The sequence below is a fragment of the Photobacterium salinisoli genome, assembly GCF_003614885.1.
Taxonomy (GTDB): Bacteria; Pseudomonadota; Gammaproteobacteria; order Enterobacterales; family Vibrionaceae; genus Photobacterium; species Photobacterium salinisoli.
Genome location: NZ_QZMS01000011.1, coordinates 546341 through 565937 on the forward strand (window position 1 = coordinate 546341; position 19597 = coordinate 565937).

18 protein-coding genes, 2 tRNA genes and 1 pseudogene are annotated in these 19597 nt (G+C 51.6%); 11 read left to right on the forward strand and 10 right to left on the reverse strand.

Annotation, left to right across the window (positions count from 1 at the left end; all coding sequences use genetic code 11):
* Positions 1-3 precede the first annotated feature (3 nt).
* The 3 genes from D6M16_RS13855 to D6M16_RS13865 all read left to right on the forward strand — a co-directional run bounded on the left by D6M16_RS13855 (position 4) and on the right by D6M16_RS13865 (position 3980).
* Positions 4-846: a carbohydrate ABC transporter permease gene (locus tag D6M16_RS13855; RefSeq protein ID WP_120512458.1), complete on the forward strand. Its 843-nt coding sequence runs from the start codon at positions 4-6 to the stop codon at positions 844-846.
* A gap of 2 nt (positions 847-848) precedes the next feature.
* Positions 849-1967, forward strand: coding sequence for an ABC transporter ATP-binding protein (locus D6M16_RS13860; RefSeq protein WP_120512459.1), 1119 nt, complete (start codon positions 849-851; stop codon positions 1965-1967).
* A gap of 366 nt (positions 1968-2333) precedes the next feature.
* Positions 2334-3980: a methyl-accepting chemotaxis protein gene (locus D6M16_RS13865; RefSeq protein ID WP_120512460.1), complete on the forward strand. Its 1647-nt coding sequence runs from the start codon at positions 2334-2336 to the stop codon at positions 3978-3980.
* 408 nt (positions 3981-4388) lie between these two features.
* Here D6M16_RS13865 and D6M16_RS13870 read toward each other — a convergent pair.
* Both D6M16_RS13870 and D6M16_RS13875 read right to left on the reverse strand, forming a co-directional pair.
* Positions 4389-4465: transfer RNA gene (locus D6M16_RS13870), tRNA-Asp, on the reverse strand.
* Between the two features lie 43 nt (positions 4466-4508).
* Positions 4509-4599 (reverse strand) — tRNA-Ser (locus D6M16_RS13875).
* 314 nt (positions 4600-4913) lie between these two features.
* Between D6M16_RS13875 and D6M16_RS13880 the strand changes: the two genes are divergently transcribed.
* Positions 4914-5636 carry a YebC/PmpR family DNA-binding transcriptional regulator gene (locus tag D6M16_RS13880; RefSeq protein WP_027251202.1) on the forward strand — a complete coding sequence of 241 codons (723 nt, stop codon included), beginning with the start codon at positions 4914-4916 and terminating at the stop codon, positions 5634-5636.
* An 85-nt stretch (positions 5637-5721) separates the two neighbouring features.
* Here the strand turns inward: D6M16_RS13880 and fhuB are convergent, their stop codons facing one another.
* The 6 genes from fhuB to D6M16_RS13910 form a co-directional block, all read right to left on the reverse strand.
* Positions 5722-7689, reverse strand: a complete 1968-nt coding sequence (gene fhuB, locus D6M16_RS13885) for a Fe(3+)-hydroxamate ABC transporter permease FhuB (protein ID WP_120512461.1) — start codon at positions 7687-7689, stop codon at positions 5722-5724.
* Between the two features lie 3 nt (positions 7690-7692).
* Positions 7693-8673, reverse strand: a complete 981-nt coding sequence (locus D6M16_RS13890; RefSeq protein ID WP_420812249.1) for an iron-siderophore ABC transporter substrate-binding protein — start codon at positions 8671-8673, stop codon at positions 7693-7695.
* Positions 8674-8723: 50 nt separating this feature from the next.
* Positions 8724-9509, reverse strand: coding sequence for an ABC transporter ATP-binding protein (locus D6M16_RS13895; RefSeq protein WP_120512462.1), 786 nt, complete (start codon positions 9507-9509; stop codon positions 8724-8726).
* A gap of 65 nt (positions 9510-9574) precedes the next feature.
* Positions 9575-10357: a siderophore ferric iron reductase gene (locus D6M16_RS13900; RefSeq protein ID WP_120512463.1), complete on the reverse strand. Its 783-nt coding sequence runs from the start codon at positions 10355-10357 to the stop codon at positions 9575-9577.
* 301 nt (positions 10358-10658) lie between these two features.
* Positions 10659-11357, reverse strand: coding sequence for a hypothetical protein (locus D6M16_RS13905; RefSeq protein ID WP_162941041.1), 699 nt, complete (start codon positions 11355-11357; stop codon positions 10659-10661).
* A gap of 49 nt (positions 11358-11406) precedes the next feature.
* Positions 11407-12324 (reverse strand): DUF808 domain-containing protein, encoded by a 918-nt coding sequence (locus tag D6M16_RS13910; RefSeq protein WP_120512465.1) that lies wholly within the window; start codon positions 12322-12324, stop codon positions 11407-11409.
* 338 nt (positions 12325-12662) lie between these two features.
* Between D6M16_RS13910 and D6M16_RS13915 the strand changes: the two genes are divergently transcribed.
* Genes D6M16_RS13915 through D6M16_RS13935 form a run of 5 tightly spaced genes read left to right on the forward strand, consistent with a single transcriptional unit; the run spans position 12663 to position 17301 of the window.
* Positions 12663-13781 (forward strand): cytochrome c oxidase subunit II, encoded by a 1119-nt coding sequence (locus D6M16_RS13915; RefSeq protein WP_120512466.1) that lies wholly within the window; start codon positions 12663-12665, stop codon positions 13779-13781.
* 20 nt (positions 13782-13801) lie between these two features.
* Positions 13802-15562, forward strand: coding sequence for a cytochrome c oxidase subunit I (gene ctaD, locus D6M16_RS13920; protein WP_120512467.1), 1761 nt, complete (start codon positions 13802-13804; stop codon positions 15560-15562).
* Entirely contained in the window at positions 15559-16173 is a 615-nt protein-coding gene (locus D6M16_RS13925) for a cytochrome c oxidase subunit 3 (RefSeq protein WP_120512468.1), read from the forward strand. Before ctaD ends, D6M16_RS13925 begins: the two co-directional genes overlap by 4 nt.
* Before the next feature lie 33 nt (positions 16174-16206).
* Entirely contained in the window at positions 16207-16929 is a 723-nt protein-coding gene (locus D6M16_RS13930) for a heme-copper oxidase subunit III family protein (RefSeq protein WP_120512469.1), read from the forward strand.
* Positions 16930-16956: 27 nt separating this feature from the next.
* Positions 16957-17301, forward strand: a complete 345-nt coding sequence (locus D6M16_RS13935) for a cytochrome C oxidase subunit IV family protein (protein ID WP_120512470.1) — start codon at positions 16957-16959, stop codon at positions 17299-17301.
* Positions 17302-17342: 41 nt separating this feature from the next.
* On the opposite strand, the gene D6M16_RS13940 is transcribed toward D6M16_RS13935, so the two are convergent.
* Positions 17343-17900, reverse strand: coding sequence for a hypothetical protein (locus D6M16_RS13940; protein ID WP_046221762.1), 558 nt, complete (start codon positions 17898-17900; stop codon positions 17343-17345).
* Positions 17901-18134: 234 nt separating this feature from the next.
* Between D6M16_RS13940 and D6M16_RS13945 the strand changes: the two genes are divergently transcribed.
* Positions 18135-18326, forward strand: coding sequence for a hypothetical protein (locus D6M16_RS13945; RefSeq protein ID WP_120512471.1), 192 nt, complete (start codon positions 18135-18137; stop codon positions 18324-18326).
* Positions 18327-18457: 131 nt separating this feature from the next.
* Here the strand turns inward: D6M16_RS13945 and D6M16_RS13950 are convergent.
* Positions 18458-18745 (reverse strand): annotated as a pseudogene (locus D6M16_RS13950) (hypothetical protein).
* Between the two features lie 398 nt (positions 18746-19143).
* Between D6M16_RS13950 and D6M16_RS13955 the strand changes: the two are divergent.
* Positions 19144-19563 (forward strand): DUF7282 domain-containing protein, encoded by a 420-nt coding sequence (locus D6M16_RS13955; protein WP_120512472.1) that lies wholly within the window; start codon positions 19144-19146, stop codon positions 19561-19563.
* Positions 19564-19597: the final 34 nt, after the last annotated feature.

Consider the following 19597-nt stretch of genomic DNA (forward strand, 5'->3'; position numbering starts at 1 on the left):
GTTATGGAAAGGATTTTTAAACTTCGCCCCATGGAACAGGTGCTGGTGCAGTTTCTGTTACTGGCCTGGGCATTGGTGGTTGCCATTCCCTTTGGTCTCGCGTTCATTAACTCGATGAAAGGCAGCCTGGGTCAGGTGATTCGCGATCCCTTTGCTTTGCCGGGCAGCTGGCAGTTTGATAACTATGCGAAGGCGTGGGAAATGGCTAATTTCAGCGGTTATTTTATGAATTCGCTGATTATCAGTGTCGGAACCGTGGCTGTTGCCGTTCTGTTCAGTACCATGGCGGCCTTTGTGCTGGCCCGGGTTGAGTTTCGCGGCAACCGCACCCTTTTCATTCTCTTTATGATCGGGGTGATCGTGCCGCTGCGCCTGGCCATGGCACCGTTGTTTGTGGTGGTGCAAAGCCTGGATCTGCTCAACTCCCTGCTGGGGATTATTCTGGTTCAGGCGGCCAGCATGATGCCGGTGGCAGTGTTCATTCTCAGTACCTTCTTTAAACACCTGTCACCGGAAATTGAGCAGGCGGCACGGGTTGATGGTGCCTTGCCCTTTCAGATTTACTGGAAAATAGTGCTTCCCCTGGTCAAACCGGCCATCGCAACGGTTGCTCTGCTGTCTTTTGTCAGTGCCTGGAACGAGTACCTCTTCCCGCTGCTGTTTTTGCAGGATCGCAGCTTATATCCGCTGACGCTGGGCCTGCAGGAGTTTCAGAACGAATTCGCCATCCAGTGGCACATGATGTTTGCCGGACTGATCATCATGATGGCGCCCACACTGATCGCATTCTTACTCGCATCAAAAGCCTTTATTCAAGGTCTGACTCAAGGTGGTATTAAGGAGTAACCATGGCTCACATCCAACTGAAAAATATCAAAAAACACTATGGCCAGACCGAGGTGCTGAAAGGCATCGATCTGGAAATCAACGACAGGGAATTTGTCACCTTTGTCGGCCCGTCCGGTTGTGGTAAATCCACTTTGCTGCGAATGATTTCGGGCCTTGAAGAGCCCTCTTCCGGCACCATTTTTATTGATGGCGAAGACGTCACCCGGGAAGCACCGGCCGACAGAGGTATCGCCATGGTGTTTCAGTCCTATGCCCTCTACCCGCAGATGACAGTGTGGGAAAACATGGCCTTTGCGCTCAATATTGATAAACAGCCCAAAGAACAGATAAAAGAAAAAGTCGAACTGGCCGGTAAAATGCTCAAGCTCGATCACCTGTTCGATCGTCTGCCCAAAGCGCTGTCGGGCGGGCAACGACAGCGGGTCGCCATCGGCCGGGCGATAGTGCGTAACCCCAAACTTTTCCTGTTTGATGAGCCACTGTCCAATCTGGATGCCGAACTGCGGGTTGATATGCGTATCCAGATCACCGAGTTGCACCGTTCACTGTCTGCCAGCATGGTGTATGTCACCCATGATCAGGTGGAAGCCATGACGCTGGCCGACAAAATTGTCGTGCTGCGTGACGGGCGCATTGAACAGGTGGGCGCACCGCTGGAGCTCTACTATCATCCGGCAAACCAGTTTGTGGCAGGCTTTATCGGCTCCCCCAGGATGAACTTCATTCCCGTGACAGTGCAAAGCAGCGATGCGTCCAGCACCACAGTCTCTATTGCCAATCAGTATTCGATCACCATTAAACGGGACGGCAGCACGCTGAATCCGGGTGATCACATCACGCTGGGCATACGCCCTGAGCATGTAGTGGTTGCAACGCCTGACTCAATGGATGATGGCAGCACTGTGTTAAATATGCAGATCAACGTGGCGGAATACCTTGGCGCCCTGTCGTATATTCACTGCTATTCCAGCAGCATAGACAAACTTAGCCTGATGATGGACGGCGAAAAAGCATTGCAGCATGACCTGAAAAACGGCGCCAGTATGGCCGTTTCCCTGCGTGCCGGGTATTGCCATTTGTTTGACCACAATGCGCAGTCATTACCGCCGGTACTTTGAACACACAGCACCTCTGTCATTCAGAGGTGCTGGTCTCTCCTCAACCAGATCAAACCAAATATCAATTGATTAAAAATGACACTTTCACCCGATTGAAAGTGATTGCGGGTATCAAAGGTGTTATTTGCAGCCCAACTTTATTTATTCACACAGACAATTAACCAGATTGACATTGATGTAATGAATAAATACGCGAATGATGTGAAATGGCGTAACTGCCGTTTTTCTGTCAAACAGTTGACGGTAAGAAAAACACAGCGCGCCCCTCACATCGGGTTACAAAGGCAGGCTGACACCGGCATACCTCCCACGTCTCAGTGTTATTCCGCCCTATACATTTTATGGATATGTTAATAAGAGATAACAATGCTAATAAATACACTGACCCTAAGAACAAAGCTGATACTCGCGGTATTGCTTCCGTGCATCATGTTATTACTTGTCGGCATAATCAGTTATTCGACCATGTCGCAACTAGGGCAAAAGTCTGATCGGCTTTATATGAATACCGCCACGCCAATGCGTGCTATGGCTGAAGTGGCATCACGTATTCCGCGAATGCGTGTGGGTATCGACATGATGTTGTTCCAGGAAATCGACGGTTTAAAAGACGCCAAAGGCGTACAGACCAGGATCAATGAAACGCGCTCCGAAGACATTCCGGAAATGCGTACTGCCATAGAACAGTCAGTCGCCGCTCAGATTAACCCTGAACTACGCCGGGAAGCGCAGAAATTACAACAGCGTTTTGAAGCAACAATTGCCTCAGATCTCAACCCCATGCTGGCGGCGTTAGAAAAAGGCAATCTGTCTGATGCCTACCGGTATTACACCCAGTATGCTGTCAACTACGGCATCATGCGAAAAGACACCAATACCCTGCTCGATACCCTGCTCACCCAGGCCGAAACATTCAATAATGAAGCCCACAGCAGTTTTAATGATGGGCAGCGCAATCTGGTGATCATTATCATCGCGGCGCTGATCATCTCTTTTCTTGTGTCTTTCATCATTATCCAGAACCTGCGTTCAAGGGTATCGATTCTTCAGCAAACCATTAAAACGGCTGAACAGGACATGGCACTTAGCACCAGAATTGAACTGGACGGTAACGATGAACTGAACGCCATCAGCCAGACGCTGAATAATTTCTTCGTCAAGATTCACCGCTCTGTGGAAGAAGTGGCGCAAAGCTCAAGAAACTTAGCCAAAACAGCACAAGCCGTCGCGACCACAGCTCAGACAACACAAAGCAACTGCTTAACTCAGCGAGACAGAACCATTCAGGTGGCAACGGCCATTAATGAGCTGGGGGCGACAGTCAATGAAATCGCCAATAACGCTGCCCAGGCGGCTCATATCGCAAAAGAAGCCACCACACAGGCCCAGGATGGCAGCCAGGTGGTTGAGCAATCCAGAGAGCAAATGAGCGAGCTGAGCAGCGACTTGGGCGAGATTACCGGTGTGATTGAAGCACTGGCCCATCAGGTGACTGATATCAGCGCCATTCTCGACACCATACGCAGCATTTCAGAACAGACCAATTTGCTGGCGCTCAATGCCGCTATTGAAGCGGCCCGTGCCGGTGAACAAGGCCGCGGCTTTGCGGTCGTTGCCGATGAGGTCAGAACCCTGGCTTCACGCTCTGCCGGTTCGACCGAAGAGATACAGGAAGTGATCAACCGATTGCAGAATGAATCGACCAGAGCCGTCAACGCTATCTCTCAGGGACGCCAGCAAGGCTCTCATGTCGCAGAGCAAGCGAACATGGCAACCGGCTCTCTTGCCCAGATCGCGACTTATATCGATCAAATCAGCGAGCAAAATATTCAGGTGGCAACCGCAACGGAAGAGCAATCCTCCGTGGTACATGAAATCAACCGCAATATTGAAGACATCAACCATTTAACCTCAGAAACTGCCGACATCGCCAACGAACTCACTGCATCCAGCGGTGAGCTTCAGGCCTTGTCGAAGCAACTTGATCAGCTGGTTGGTCGCTTCAAGCTGTAAAGCATTGCGCAAGAAAATCCGGCGCTTCCTGCCGGATGCAACAAGCCTCTTCAGCACTGAAGAGGCTTACTCACAGCACAGACCCCATCCCACTTTTCAACCGTCCGACCGCAGGGCGGATATCAATCTGAAACATAACAAAAAACCCCAGCCTTTCGGCCAGGGTTTCGTGTAGTGGCAGAGCGGACGGGACGCGATGGTCCGGCATTCCGGCCCGCGACCCAAAGTGCGCAGCACTTTCAGGGCGCTCAGATACAAAAAACCCCAGCCTTTCGGCCAGGGTTTCGTGTAGTGGCGGGCTGACGGGACACGATGGTCCGGCATTCCGGCCCGCGACCCAAAGTGCGCAGCACTTTCAGGGCGCTCAGATACAAAAAACCCCAGCCTTTCGGCCAGGGTTTCGTGTAGTGGCGGAGCGGACGGGACTCGAACCCGCGACCCCCGGCGTGACAGGCCGGTATTCTAACCAACTGAACTACCGCTCCAATTCTTCAGAACTCGTCTCTTACAAGACGCTTTCTTTGAAAGTGGCGGAGAGATAGGGATTTGAACCCTAGATACGCTATTAACGTATGCCGGTTTTCAAGACCGGTGCTTTCAACCACTCAGCCATCTCTCCGTAATTGCGGTGAATCATACCAGCTCAATTCACTCTGTAAAGTACCAAACCATTCAAATGTCTATTTTTTGAGCCACAAACCCTGTTTTTTATGTATCTGAACTATTTTTAATCACCAAAACCGTTATTTTTGTAGTCTCTTTGCCTTATAAGGGCGGAAACCAAGGTAAAATGGCCGGTGTTCACAGGTCAGATTGTGGCAAATTGTCGTTTCTGCTGGTAAATGCGAAACTAGGCACTAGCCTAAATACAGACCGTGCTGATAAAATCAGCCCCTACATATCGAAAGTATCAATTACAGAGAGTGATTCCCCATGGGACGCAGTTTCGAAGTTCGTAAAGCCTCAATGGCTAAAACACAAGGCGCTAAAATCAAGGTCTATTCCAAATACGGTAAAGAGATCTACATGAGTGCCAAAAATGGCGGTACAGATCCTGACAGCAACCTGTCTCTGCGCCGTCTGATGGAAAAAGCAAAAAAAGATCAGGTGCCAAGTCACGTGATCGAAAAAGCCATTGATAAAGCAAGCGGTGGCGGCGGTGAAGATTTTGCAACGGCGCGTTACGAAGGTTTTGGCCCTGGCGGCTGCTCTGTAATCGTTGACTGTCTGACCGACAACAACAACCGTACCTACATGGATGTTCGCCAGTGCTTTGTAAAGAACAACGCGAAAATCGGTGCTCCAGGTGCTGTTGCTCACATGTTCGATCACCAGGCAGTGTTCCAGTTCAAAGGCGATGACGAAGAAGCTGTGATGGAAGCTCTGATCATGGGTGATGCAGATGTGACGGACATCGAAGCTGAAGACGGTATGATTACTGTGTTCGCGCCGCACACTGAATTCTTCAAAGTGAAGAACGCCCTGGCCGATGCCATGCCTGACGTGACGATGGAAGTAGAAGAAATTACCTTCGTTCCTCAGGCAATGCATCCTGTCACAGGCGACGATGTGGCCACGTTTGAAAAATTCCTTGATATGCTGAACGACTGCGACGACGTGCAGAACGTTTACCACAACGCGGAAATCGAAGGTTAATCCCTTAACCAGACTGCAAAAACAGCCGGGTTGCATCACTGCTGACCCGGCTTTTTTTTTCTGCGTATTTTGAGAGGCTGTTTTGCTATCGGCTTCTGCCGCGAATCAGCAAGAACAGAAAATAACTGCCGCCTATCACAGAGACCAGAGTTCCAGCCGCGATTTGTGCCGGGAACAACACAGTCTGCCCTACCCAGTCAGCAATCAGCATCACGGCTGCGCCAACCAGTGACGCGACTATCAACTGTTCTCTGGCCTGTTTCGCGCCCAGCATCACCGCCATATGTGGCGCCAGCAAACCGACAAACGCCACCGGCCCCATAGTCGCAGTCACCAAAGCACACAATAAAGCCACGGCACCCAGCAGCAGAGCACTGCACAGCTGAACATTAAGGCCACGTGCCGCCGCAAACTGTCTGCCGGCGGAGATCAGTGTCAGCCAGCGTGAGGTGGCCAGTGTGAACGCCAGCAAGGTGGCCACGCCAATAAACAGAAAGATCGCTTTGCCTTCCGTCACCCGATACGTAGAGCCTGCCAGCCAGGTCAGTATGCTGTAGCTGTCCTGCGTGCCCTTTGCCAGCGCAAATTGCACTAAGGCGTCGATCAGGGCAGTCAGGGCTATCCCGATCAAAATCAGACTGGAAGGGGCGAACTGATGACGGCGTCCCAATATCAGCAACACTGCCAGCACCAACATACTGCCCGCAAATGCCAGCGCAGAGCCAACCGCAAAAATGTTCATGCCCAGAAAAACACTGGCGCCTACCAGAGCAAAGGTTGCGCCGGCAGAGATCCCCAGAATATCCGGGCTGGCCAGCGGGTTATAGATCAACCGTTGCAGCACGGTGCCCGCAATGGCTAACCCGACTCCGGCACTGAGTGCGGTCAGCATCCTCGGCCAGCGAAGTTCCCACTGATAAGCCGTTGGCAGCGCAACATGCCAGTTGTGGCCATCAGTGACAAATACCGCAGTCAGGCACAGGATGCCAGCGACAAGCAGCATCAGGGCTGGCAGGCTCAAAGCGGCAAGACGATCCCGGCTCGGCGGCAATTTTATCGATACCTGATCCTGCGCTTTCATCTTGCGACGACTGAACCACAACAGGGCCGGGGCACCGATGGCCGCTGCCGTGGTGCCGCTCGGAATTGCATCGACCGTCAGCTGGCTGAGCAGCTGAGCGGCAGCATCTGTCACCACTAAGAGCAACGACCCGAGCAACGCACTCATGGTGAGCTCAACCCTGGGTGTTCTGGCACCCAGTGCCCGCGCAATGTTTGGCGTCAGCAATCCGATAAAGCTGATCACACCGACCGCGGTGATGGACGCAGCCACCAGCCACAAGCCGACAGCCATCAGCACAATAAAAGCAGGGACGACATTCAGACCGCGTGCTGCCGCCCCCTGATGGCCCAAACGCATCAGGGTCAGAATCCGTGGTGCAAACACCAGCAGCAGAAGTGAAACGGACAATCGGGGCAGCAACCACTGCACAGATTCCCAGCCGTTCTGAGTCAGATCGCCGGCGCCCCAGATAAAGACGTTTTTAGCGTATTCCGCGTTCAGTAAAATGATCGCGCTTGCCACTGAGCCAAGCAGAATATTCACCACCATGCCCGACAGCACCAGGGGCAGCCCCGTCATGTTTTTCGGGCCGGCAATGAAAATCACCAGAAACAGAGACAGCATGGCGCCCGCCATGGCAGCCAGAGCACTGTGATCGCCCACCAGCTCAGGGAACCAGACGTTGACGATGATCAGCGCCAGCCAGGCACCGGAAGAGGTGCCCAGTGTCAGCGGTGAGGTCAGCGCATTTTGGGTCAGTTGTTGCATCAGACTGCCAACCAGTCCCAGCATAGCACCCACCATCAGTGCCATTACCAGGCGCGGAAGCTGGGCATAGCTGAACATGATGTCGGCAAATTCTTCAGCCTGGGTGCCGGTGACAATGGCAAGCTGGCGGGACAGTGAAAGATCAGAGCCAATCTGCAGACTGGCAACAACGGCTGACAACAACAGCAGCAGTATGGGAAAGAAGGACAAGGAGCGGGTCATGAATCAGTCCTGCCCGCCCTTAACGGAAGCAACCACATCCTGATTCGGCGCAATCTCAAACAGGCTGTCAGCCATGGCTTCAGCGATATAGCGGATCGACATGGCCCCGCCATAGTTCCAGACAGAAGCGACGCTGTTGACGTGCCTGGCGCGGACAAAAGGCATGGCATTCCAGATAACCGAACGCTGCAACTGCTTCTCTTCATTGAAAGGCCTGAAGTAGAGCACGTAGCTGCTGCCCGCTTTTTGCAGATCGGTCAGCCGTTTCTGCACAATGCCCCATTCGGTGGCAGGTAAAGGCATGGCCGGAGTCAGACCTAACTGCTCAAGCGCATAGTTAGTGGTGGAATTCTGGCCATAAATATACACAGAAGTCTGGTTGGCAAATCGCATCGCGACCACGCTGGGAGACTCACCATTAAACGCCTGATTAAGCTGATTTTTCAGCTCAGCAAAACGTTCAGACATGGCAGTGAGTTTCTGCTCAGCCAGTGCTTGCTGATTGAACACAGTGGCCAGTTGGCGGAAGTTCGCAATGGCAGCTTCTGCACTGTTCAGCGACTGACTGTAGGTTTCGTAGTACAACACAGGTGCCAGAGCTTCAAGGCGGGGGATCAGATCTTTTTGCGGTGAGGCGGCCAGAATCAGATCCGGTCTCAGCTCTGCAATTTTCTCCAGGTTCGGTTCAGTACGGGTGCCGATATCCGCGACCCCAGCCGGTACAGCCGGCTGAACTACCCATTCCTGATAGCCACTGATATTTGGCATACCAACAGGCGTGACATCCAGTTCCAGTACCTGTTCAGCCAGATCCCAGTTAAGGACAACCACACGCTGAGGTGGCTCAGCCAATGTGTGCTCACCTCTGCTGTCGGTGACAGTGATGTCGGCAAACACCTGGCCAGAGAACAGGCAGGCTGCCAAGGCAACCCCCTTACTCATTCGTGTCATCGGGGCCATTTCTTTCAACCATTTCTTCAACATAAAACGACAACTTCTCTGTTTTTCATGCAACTGCTATTCACAGACCACTGTTATTCACACACTACAGCGACTTTCTGACCCGTCAGATGTTCGGAATTAACCGGATGATCAATGAGTTTAATGTCCGTCTCATACAGTGCAGACAGTCTTGGCTCATCCAGTAATACTTCTTTCGGGCCGGTGAAGGCAATGCGCCCTTGCTTCAGCGCCACCACGTGCGTGGCAAAACGCAGCGCCAGATTCAGATCATGCAAAATAACGATCACACCGCAGCCTGTTTCACGATTCAGATCGGCCAGCAAAGACATCAGTTGGTACTGATGATGAATATCCAGTGCCGAGGTCGGCTCATCGAGGATCAGGACAGGCGATTGCTGTGCCAGCAGCATAGACACCCAGGCGCGCTGGCGTTCGCCCCCTGAGAGCTGGTCGGCCAGGTTGTCGGCAAAACGCAAAGTGCCGGTTTTATGCATGGCCGCTTCTATGATAGCGACATCGTCTTTTTGCCAGCGACCGAATGTACCACGCCAGGGGAAGCGGCCCAGTTTGACCAGTTCTCTGACCGTTAACCCGGCAACATCTGGCAGCTTTTGCGGCAGAAAAGCCACTTCTCGTGCCAACGCCTTGGCTGACAGCGCCGTCAGTGGCTGTTGGTTAAGCAAAATATCGCCTTCATCGGGCGCCATTTGTCCGGCAAGCAAATTCACCAGTGTTGATTTACCTGAGCCATTGTGGCCCAGCACCATGGTAAATGCCCCGCTGTCGATCGTGAGCTGATCGATACGTAAAATATCGCGTCCGCCGCGGTGTACAAGGATATTGTTGAGTTCAAACATAATTTTTTCTTATTACGTAACCTGCTTGCTTGTGACCGGCGCATCGGCCTGTGGCACAACCAGGCTTACAGTTTATTTCTCGGGCAATTTTCGCAATAACTGCCATCATCACGCCGGTAATGCATACAGCAGCTCACCCGTAATTGCTGCCACTGACCATCGGTTTCTGAGCGGTACAGTGTCTCAATATGCTTGGCGGGAAGGCCAAGACTTTCCAGCCACCACGCGGCATGCTGAGGAACATCGTCCGCCGGCATCGTATCCGGCGACTCATTGTGATAGCGCAGTAAAACGGCCAGAACAGAATCTGCCAGTAACTGACGGGTAAAACCGGGACGAATACGGGTATGGCGCTCCATCTGCTCACGCAGATCGTCATACAGTTCGCCCAGCTCACGACCCGCACACTGAATAAGTGTCCGGGGATTGCCTTCACACCAGCTACTGTTCTGGCTGAAGCTGTAGCCTGCTACCCAACCCTGGTTGTTGTAGAGCTGGACGATACGGCTCAGTGGCGGTACGGCCTGCACACTGTATACACAGACAAAAGCCAGGTAGAGCGGCTGCCAGGTCAGCATCGACCAGCTGCGTGTCGTCCAGTAAGGCTGCCCCGCTTCCGGATAGTTCTGCTGCCAGTACTGATACAGGCTGGCCAGCAACTGATCGTTATTGCCATCACGCGTGATACAAAACAAGGTGTCTGGCGCGGAAACACCTTTCATTATGGGTATCAAACGCTCCGCATCATTGAACAGCCGAATCAGGTTTTCCGGCTGGACGGCACGCGCAATGGTGCCGGGGAAGCGGTTAGGTTCAGAACTCTGTTTTGTATTCAACGCTGTTGTCATCCATTCACCAAACTATCATGGACTCGCTTGCTGCATCTTGAGCAAACGCAAATTATTTCCAGGCCAATAACACTAGAATAAATAATAAGTATTATCATTCAAGTTTAATTATCTTTTTGGGGCAAATTCCTTTGTACTGCTTCGGTGTAATCACAGCAGCGTTGTCGTGACACTCTGGAAAGTAATGGGAAGAATAATAACAATTATTATCAAAATGATCAGTCAAAAAAATTCCACACTGACATTGCTGCGGTATTGACGGGATCAGAAATGAAAAAACCAGCCCTGAGGCTGGTTTTTATCAGGTTTTAGGGAGATCGCCCTGGAGGCTGTAGTGTTCTTGCAGTGTCTCGGTCGCAATCACTTCACCAGCATCTGTCACCCGATCGCCTAGCTTCAGGGTGATGGTGGGAAGCTCAGTCTCGGCATCTTGGTTATCATGAAATAACACCGGGAAATGACGGGTTTCTATCTCCACAGTTTTACCGTCAAGGCTGCCAAGCGCTGACAGGAGCTGTGCATCTACCGTCAATACTTGTATCTGACGCAACGACTGATAACTGTGGAATGACAACGTATCTGGCATCATGCCGTAGTCTTCAAACCATGCCGTTCTGGTCATCAGGTATTCGCGATATACGGCCCCGACCAAGGGTTGCATGTCACGTACCACAACACTTTCCTGAACAATCTCTTGCTGCGAAATCGCAACAGGCTTTCCGGCAGCATCTAACCCGTAGGTCGTAAGCATCCGGCCAATGTCATCACGGCTGGGCAACCGGGCATAAGCGATAGCATCCCGCCGCCACAGTTGGGCTGACTGTTCGAATGCATCAGCCAGCACCGAGGCGGTGTTCTGGGATGATACCGCTTCCGGAACGGTTGCAATTACCGGCTCGCTGCTGGCTGCTGCGATAGTAGGGAGAAGCAAAACCGCCAGCAAAGGCAGGCGGTTGAGCATCACAAAAGGTCTGCATCTTGGCTTTTTGGTCATCTTCATTCTTATACTTACATCTCAAGCTGACATCAGCATACCTTAAGTCAATGATTTATGCTGCCTGATTACCGCGCAAACGCTGCCAGGCGGAAACGACAGCCAGTACCAGCAGGCCCGCAACGATACCGACTACCATGTTGGTCATCATGGGCACCAGCCATGACGACCCGGGCAGAGCATGCAACCGCTCAGTTAACAATTCCAGCCAGTGATGCGAATCGGGAATGCTGTGAACCACTATGCCGCCACCGACCAAAAACATGGCAATAGTGCCGACAATAGCCAGAAACTTCATCAACTTAGGCGCAGCCGCGATCAACAGCTGACCAAAGCCGTGTAACAGACTTTTCTCTTTATGCTGTTTCACCAGATAAAAACCACCATCGTCAAGTTTGACGATGCCCGCCACCAGGCCATAGACGCCCACAGTCATGGTGACAGCAATCAGACTGACCACCAGCAATTGCGTCATCAGTGACATGCCCTGAACCGTGCCTAATGCAATCACAATAATTTCGGCAGACAGAATAAAATCGGTTCTGATGGCACCTTTAATCTTGTTCTTTTCGTATTCCTCAACATTCATGCCCTCTGGCAACTGGTCGTGATCTTTCAGCGCTTCTTCCGCATCATCATGGGTGAGTTTATGAATGACTTTCTCTGCACCTTCAAAACACAAAAACAAACCGCCAATCAGCAGCAATGGCACGATGAGCCAGGGAGCAACAGCACTGATTAACAGAGCCGCCGGGACCAGGATCAGCTTATTTTTAAACGAGCCTTTTGCCACCGCCCACACAACCGGAATTTCACGCTCAGCTCTGACCCCGGCTACCTGCTGGGCATTCAGGGCCAGATCGTCCCCGAGTACGCCTGCCGTTTTTCGGGCCGCGACCTTACTCATGACAGCAACGTCATCAAGCACGGTTGCAATATCATCCAGCAAAGTTAACAAACTTGCACCAGCCACATCCCCTCCTCATTTTTTGGGAAAGCTTATCTTATTGACTATCAGGCCATTTTGCCTGAGTAACCTCTTTCATAGTAAGACATTTTTCGGTGAAACCCCGCTTTCTCATTTACGAATCGTCTGCAGAGAAAACCCCCAAAGCACTCGCACAGCATGGTGATGTCCGCTAAGCTTTTAATCAATATGACGACCAAACACAGCCGCTTTGTCTTTTTCTGACCGACAGCTGTGAATAAAGCCTACACTGCGCGGGCATCAACACGGTTTGACTTTCAGGGTTCGGGTTACCGATTTTTGTTCCTCTCATGGATGCGACCAATTTCGGTAAAAGGTGATATATGGCAATAGCCATTGCCCTGATCATTATGGTCTTCGCCTCCATTGCCTTCCATATTTACAGCCCCTGGTGGCTGACGCCCGCTGCGTCAAATTGGGGGGAGATAGATAATGCGCTGCACCTGACTCTGATCATTACCGGGGCGTTTTTTATCGTTCTGAATCTGGTGCTTGCCTGGCTGATCATTCGCTTCAGACACAAACCCGGCCGGCAGTCCCAGTTTCAGCCTGACAGCAAAAAACTCGAAGCCTGGCTGATCGGCATCACCTCGGTCGGCATCATCGCGTTGCTGGCACCGGGATTGCTGGTGTACGGGCAATTTGTCAGCGTGCCAGATGAAGCAAGGATTGTTGAAGTCGTCGGTGAGCAGTGGCGCTGGCGATTCCGCTTTCCCGGTGATGACGAACAACTGGGTAAAAGTGACACCCGGTTTGTATCCAATACCAACCCGTTAGGTATTGACCCGAATGATCCTGCCGGGGCGGATGATCGGATTATTCTGTTACCCGAATTGCACTTGCCCCTTTACGCCCCCTATAAAGTGCTGCTGCGCTCCAAAGACGTCCTCCATGATTTCAACGTTCCTCAGTTCCGGGCAAAAATGGATCTGGTACCGGGTACTGTCACCCATTTCTGGGTAAGGCCCACTGAACGGGGACAGTTTGACATCCTTTGCGCTGAACTCTGTGGTGTCGGGCATTTCAATATGCGCGGGCGAGTGGTCGTGGAAGACGAAGCAGAATTTGGCAACTGGCTGGCCGCACAACCGACGTTCGCCCAAACCCAGCGCCCCGCAGACACAACGCCAAGTGGCGAAGCACTTTCACAAGCTGATCTGATTGCGATGGGCGAGAAGTTATCTCAGATCAATGGCTGCATAGCCTGTCACAGCGACGACGGTAAACCGGGTATCGGTCCGACCTGGCTGGGGCTGTACGGCAAAACAGAAACCCTGTCGGATGATACGCAAACACAAGTCGATGAGGCTTATCTGAAACGGGCGATTCTGGAAGCCAATGCCGAACTAGTCAAAGGCTACCCAGCGGTGATGCCCGCGTATACGTTTAATGATCAGGAAATCGATGCCCTGATCGCTTATATCCAGTCTCTGGCGCAGTAGTGCTCGCGACAGGAGGAGATATGACAGCACAGACTCATCAACACAGCTCCGGGTATTCGCAATCGTTCTGGAGCAAGTATATCTGGAGCCAGGATCATAAGGTCATTGCCATTCAATATTCTCTGACCGCCATTTTTATGGGGCTGATTGCCTTGGTCATGTCCTGGATTATGCGCCTGCAACTGGGCTTTCCCGGCACCTTCGATTTCATTGATGCCAATACCTATTATCAATCTCTGACCATGCACGGCATGATCATGGTGGTATACCTGCTTACTGCGCTGTTTCTGGGCGGATTCGGTAACTACCTGATTCCGTTAATGGTGGGCGCCAGAGACATGGTTTTCCCCTTCCTGAACATGCTCAGTTACTGGTTTTATCTGCTGGCGTCACTGATATTGCTCGCCAGCTTCTTTGTGACCGGCGGTCCGACCGGTGCCGGCTGGACCCTCTACCCGCCGCAGGCCATTTTGCCCGGTACGCCCGGCACCGACTGGGGAATCGTACTGATGCTGATCTCGCTGGCGGTCTTTATTGTCGCGGCCACCATGGGTGGTCTGAATTACGTCACCACTGTGCTGCAGGCACGGACCCGGGGGATGACACTGCTGCGCATGCCACTGACCGTCTGGGGTATTTTTACGGCATCAGCCATGGCCTTGCTGGCTTTCCCTGCCCTGTTTGTCAGTGCTGTGATGATGCTGTTCGATAAACTGCTCGGCACCAGTTTCTTCATGCCTGCCGTAATTTCCATGGGGCAGCTAACCGAGCACGGTGGCGGCAGCCCTATCCTGTTCCAGCACCTGTTCTGGTTCTTTGGTCATCCTGAAGTCTACATCGTTGCCTTACCTGCGTTTGGCATAGTCTCGGACTTAATCAGCATTCATGCCCGCAAAAACATATTCGGCTACAAGATGATGGTGTGGGCGATTCTGGCCATAGGGGTACTGAGCTTTGTCGTCTGGGCACATCACATGTACGTCAGCGGCATGAACCCGTACTTCGGCTTTTTCTTCGCCATCACCACACTGGTGATCGCCGTTCCGACCGCGATTAAAGTCTACAACTGGCTGTTTACGCTCTGGAAAGGCGATATTCATCTCACACTGCCTATGCTGTTCGCTCTGGCCTTCATCAGCACCTTCGTGATCGGCGGCTTAACCGGTTTGTTTTTAGGCAATGTGGTGGTCGATATCCCCTTGTCGGACACCTATTTTGTAGTGGCTCATTTCCACATGGTGATGGGCGTCTCACCGATCCTGGCGATTTTTGGCGGGCTCTATCACTGGTATCCCAAAGTCACCGGCAGAATGCTGAACAACACCATGGGCCATATCCATTTCTGGTTTACGTTTCTGGGGACCTACGCCATTTATTTTCCCATGCACTATCTCGGTGTGATGGGGATGCCAAGGCGCTATTTCGCCTGGGAAGATTACAGCTTTATTCCCGAATCGGCGCAGCACCTCAATGCCTTCATTACCATCGCCGCTCTGATTGTCGGCGCGGCGCAACTGCTGTTTATCTTCAACATGTACTGGAGCTGGCGACATGAACAGGCAGTGGGCGGTAATCCCTGGCGTGCCACGTCACTGGAATGGCAAACCCCGGACACGCCTCCTAAACATGGCAACTGGGGCGATGAGCTCCCTGTGGTGTATCGCTGGGCCTATGATTTTAGCGTGCCCGGCGCCAAAGAAGATTACCTGCCGCAGAATATGCCACCCGACGATATCGCAACGGATGTGCCCGGCAGCGAGCCTGAGGAGTCAAAAACATGAGCCGTAAGCCTGCACTCACCACACTGGCGTCGGGCAACCTGAGTCCGGCTCCGAATGCCCACTACCAGCCTGCCGGCACCTATGCGATCGCCTCGACCGGTTTGTGGGTACTCATGGGCGTTATCGGCGCATTGTTTTTCTTGTTTACGGTGGCCTATTACATCCGCCACACACTGATTGACTGGCAACCGCTCAACGAACCATGGCAACTGATCCTGAGCACATCGCTGCTGGTACTGGGCTGCATTGCCATACATCTTGCCGGACGTAAAGCCCGTTTGCTGCCAGCCCTCACCGCCTGTCAGACGGAGCTGATAATGGCGGTCTGCTTCACGCTCGGTTTTATTCTCGCGCAGTTATGGGCCTGGCAGGCGCTGGTCCAGATCAATCAGGGCGTACTGGCTAATCCGGCGAACAGCTTTTTTTATCTCCTGACTGGTCTGCATGCACTGCACGTCATCGGCGGTGTTCTGGCCCTGGCTGTGGTGGTGTATCAGGTCTGGCAGGGGCAAAGGGACAATCTGCACTTATGGCTGCAACTCTGCGCACGGTACTGGCATTTCCTGTTATTCATCTGGCTGTTTCTGCTGGGCTTACTGCGATTAACCTAATCTTCGCTACCCGCAGAACGAGAGGTTTTGATTATGAGTGAAACCCAACCATCCCGGACGCCAACCCTGGGCAGTCAAACAGGTTGGACAGGTGTCGTCAGCGACTATGCCGGCGATCGGGCGGCATTTCGCGTCTCGGCCAGCAAAACCATGATGTGGATTTTTCTGCTCAGCGACACCTTTGTGTTCGGCTGTTTTCTGGTGGGTTATATGTCGGTCCGTATGACCACGACTGACATCTGGCCACCGACCAGTGAGGTTTTTGCCTTAACGATTGCCGGTCATTCCATCCCTCTGATCCTGATTGCCATTATGACCTTTGTACTGATCACCAGCAGTGGAACTATGGCGATGGCCGTTAATTGCGGCTATCAGGGAAAGCGCTGGTCCACCGCCCTGCTGATGCTGATAACCGCCCTATTAGGGCTGACCTTTGTCAGTATGCAGGCGTTCGAGTGGAGCAAACTCATTGCCGAAGGTATTCGCCCGTGGGGAAATGAAGAAGGCGCGTCACAGTTTGGCGCCGCCTTTTTCATGATCACAGGTTTTCACGGGTTACATGTCAGCGTGGGCGTGCTGTATCTGACGATAGTCGCCATTCGGGTCGCTCTGGGGAAATATGACAAGAAACAGGTGGATCCCCATGCCGCCGGCACACAGGGCGGAAGATACGAAATTGTTGAAATTACCGGACTGTACTGGCACTTCGTTGATTTAGTGTGGGTCTTTATTTTCGCCTTTTTTTATCTGTGGTAACTCAGGCCAACCGTCAAGGAGGCTATAATGGCAAACTCTGAACTCACTCATGATTCAGTAAAGCAGCAGCATCCAATCAGCCTGTATCTCAAAGTATGGGGGCTGCTCTTTGTGCTCAGTACCCTTTCATATCTGGTCGACTATTTCCATTTACAGGGCATGTTACGGTGGAGCCTCATTCTGCTGTTTATGGCACTGAAGGCCGGACTGATTGCCGCCGTATTCATGCACATGCGCTGGGAAAGACTCGCTCTGGTGTATACCATTTTCCTGCCGCCGTTAGTCCTGCTGGTTCTGGTGGGGCTGATGGCCAGCGAAGCAAACTATATTTTTGCCCTCAGAGAATGGTTTTTCAGTCTGCCGGGCGGATAATGACCCGGCAGACACCTGACCTGCGCCAGAGAACCAGGCGATTAAGGCAGGGTTTTCATCATGCGTTGCCATTTTTGCTGCATGGCAACCACCCAGTGCGGAGGAGATTTCCCGGTGCCGGCAGGTTTAAGTTTGTCGTGCGCCAGCGTAATGCTAGCCAACTGCAGTTCCTGCTCCGGCTCAACATCCACCATTAATACATGCTTGCCGGATTTCAGGACGTTTTTAAACCGGCGGAACTGATAATGCAGTTCCTGGAATCCAAACAATCCCCCTTCCCAGGTAATGAATCCCAAAATCGCAATCGCCAGTAAAATGAACGGTGCCCAGCCAACCGCATCCGTCACGCCCGATGCGTAAGCCGCAATTAAGATGCCCGCTGCGGCAATCGCCCCGATCACCGCGCCAATTTCAGTTGAGTGGACAACGTCATTGCGCATCACAGATTGCACCGGATGCAAATGCTTATGGCTCGACACATCAGCATCTTTGTTACTGAGAACATGGATTTGCGGAGAAGTAAAACCACTCAGTTCCAGCTCATGTTCCACCAGCTCAAGCTCATCCAGGTCATCACTGATATAAAAGACCCGTTTCATGTTTGCCTCCTGACAGGTAGCCAACGAAGAAGGTCGCAAAGTCAAAGGTTACTTTCAGTTTACAAGGCCTTTGCAGAACTTTTTATCAGAATGAAAACTATTTTTTCGCAATATTGTCAGATTATCCTGCCAGAAGAGGTTTTTTACAGATGCGATAATCATTGACATCAGGCTAACACAGGTCCTGCAAGAATCATGTAAAGTACCCGCTTTTCCCATTTGATGGCATTAATAATGAAATCATTAACCCTGTTTGGCTTACTGGCCGTCAGCCTGTCTCTTACCGGTTGTCAACTGACGCATGTTGAGGGCGAAGTAGACGGTGTGAACATCAAAGCCACCACTAATGGTGACTATGATGATCATCATCATGGCGGCAACGGCAGTTTCTGCCCGCCGGGACAAGCTAAAAAAGGCCGCTGTTAATTCAGCGGTTTTCCTCCTTCTCAGCCTTTACCGACAACACCATATCGCCGTCTGACATTGGCAGCTCTTTTTGCCATATTGCCTGAGTACACGCACGCTGCATTCACTGCTTCCCACTGACATGATGACAACTAGCCTTTGCCCGTCAGCTTGCCTTTGAGCCATTGAAAAGCATGAAGCAGCGTATAAAACACGTTGGTTGATGCGTTGTACTCTTCCAGATGATAAACATAATTAGAGCGAAACTTACCAACAGCGTCTTCTGCATTCTCCGCGTATATCACATCATCCTCGACCTCAAAGCCCTACTGGAGCAATGCCTTTTTTTCTTCAATAAAGCTCGAAGAGGACATATTCAGGTAAGTAAATTTTTTCCTGTCGGTATTGGGCACACAGAAAAATTGATATTTATTGGACATTTAACCCTCATTCACAGTGACGAATTACAAGGATGATTGGTATCTGGCCAGACTAACATCATCATTTCTTCATCGTATGATAACTCGCACATATAAAATACATTTATTATTCAACCGTTTGACTAACTCTACATAATCAGAAGCATCCAATCACAACCAGTCACTGAAAGCCTCAAAACGCTCACTTTTCTTATCATAGAACCACGACAGTACCCTGCAGGAATGACCCGGAGGGATAATGCTCTCCTTCATTAGGAAACAAGTTGTTACACTTCTGGCCGATTGATTCAGAAGCCTTTTTGTGAACCCTGCCAAACTCTGAACCATACTGAGGATTGTTAACAAAAAAATGGCTGGCTGCTTTTTAAATCAATTACATGACAAAACAGGATGAACAAATGAAAACAATCGTTAAAAAATCACTGATGTTGAGTCTGGCAATCACTTTATTAGGGACAACGGCCACCGCATATGCCGCGAACAGTGTGAAAGGTGCCAATCAGGATGTATCAGACGGCACAGTAACCGCGGCTATGATTGAATCCGATGCGAATGGCTGGCTGGTTGTGCATCGCACCAATAAAGATATGAAGCCCGGGCCTGTTGTCGGCTATTCACCAGTCAAAAAAGGAATGAACCAAGATGTAGTCGCCATTCTCATGGAGCCTGTCGACACCGGCGAGATGCTGATGCTCATGCTCCACGGTGAGCAGGGCGGGATGAAAACCGGCGTGTTTGAATATACCCTGGGCGCGAAAGAAGACGGACCTATCCGCGAAGATGGCAAGCTGGTGATGGATATCATTACAGCCGAGTAATACTGCCGTATATAAAAAGAACAGCCACGCAATT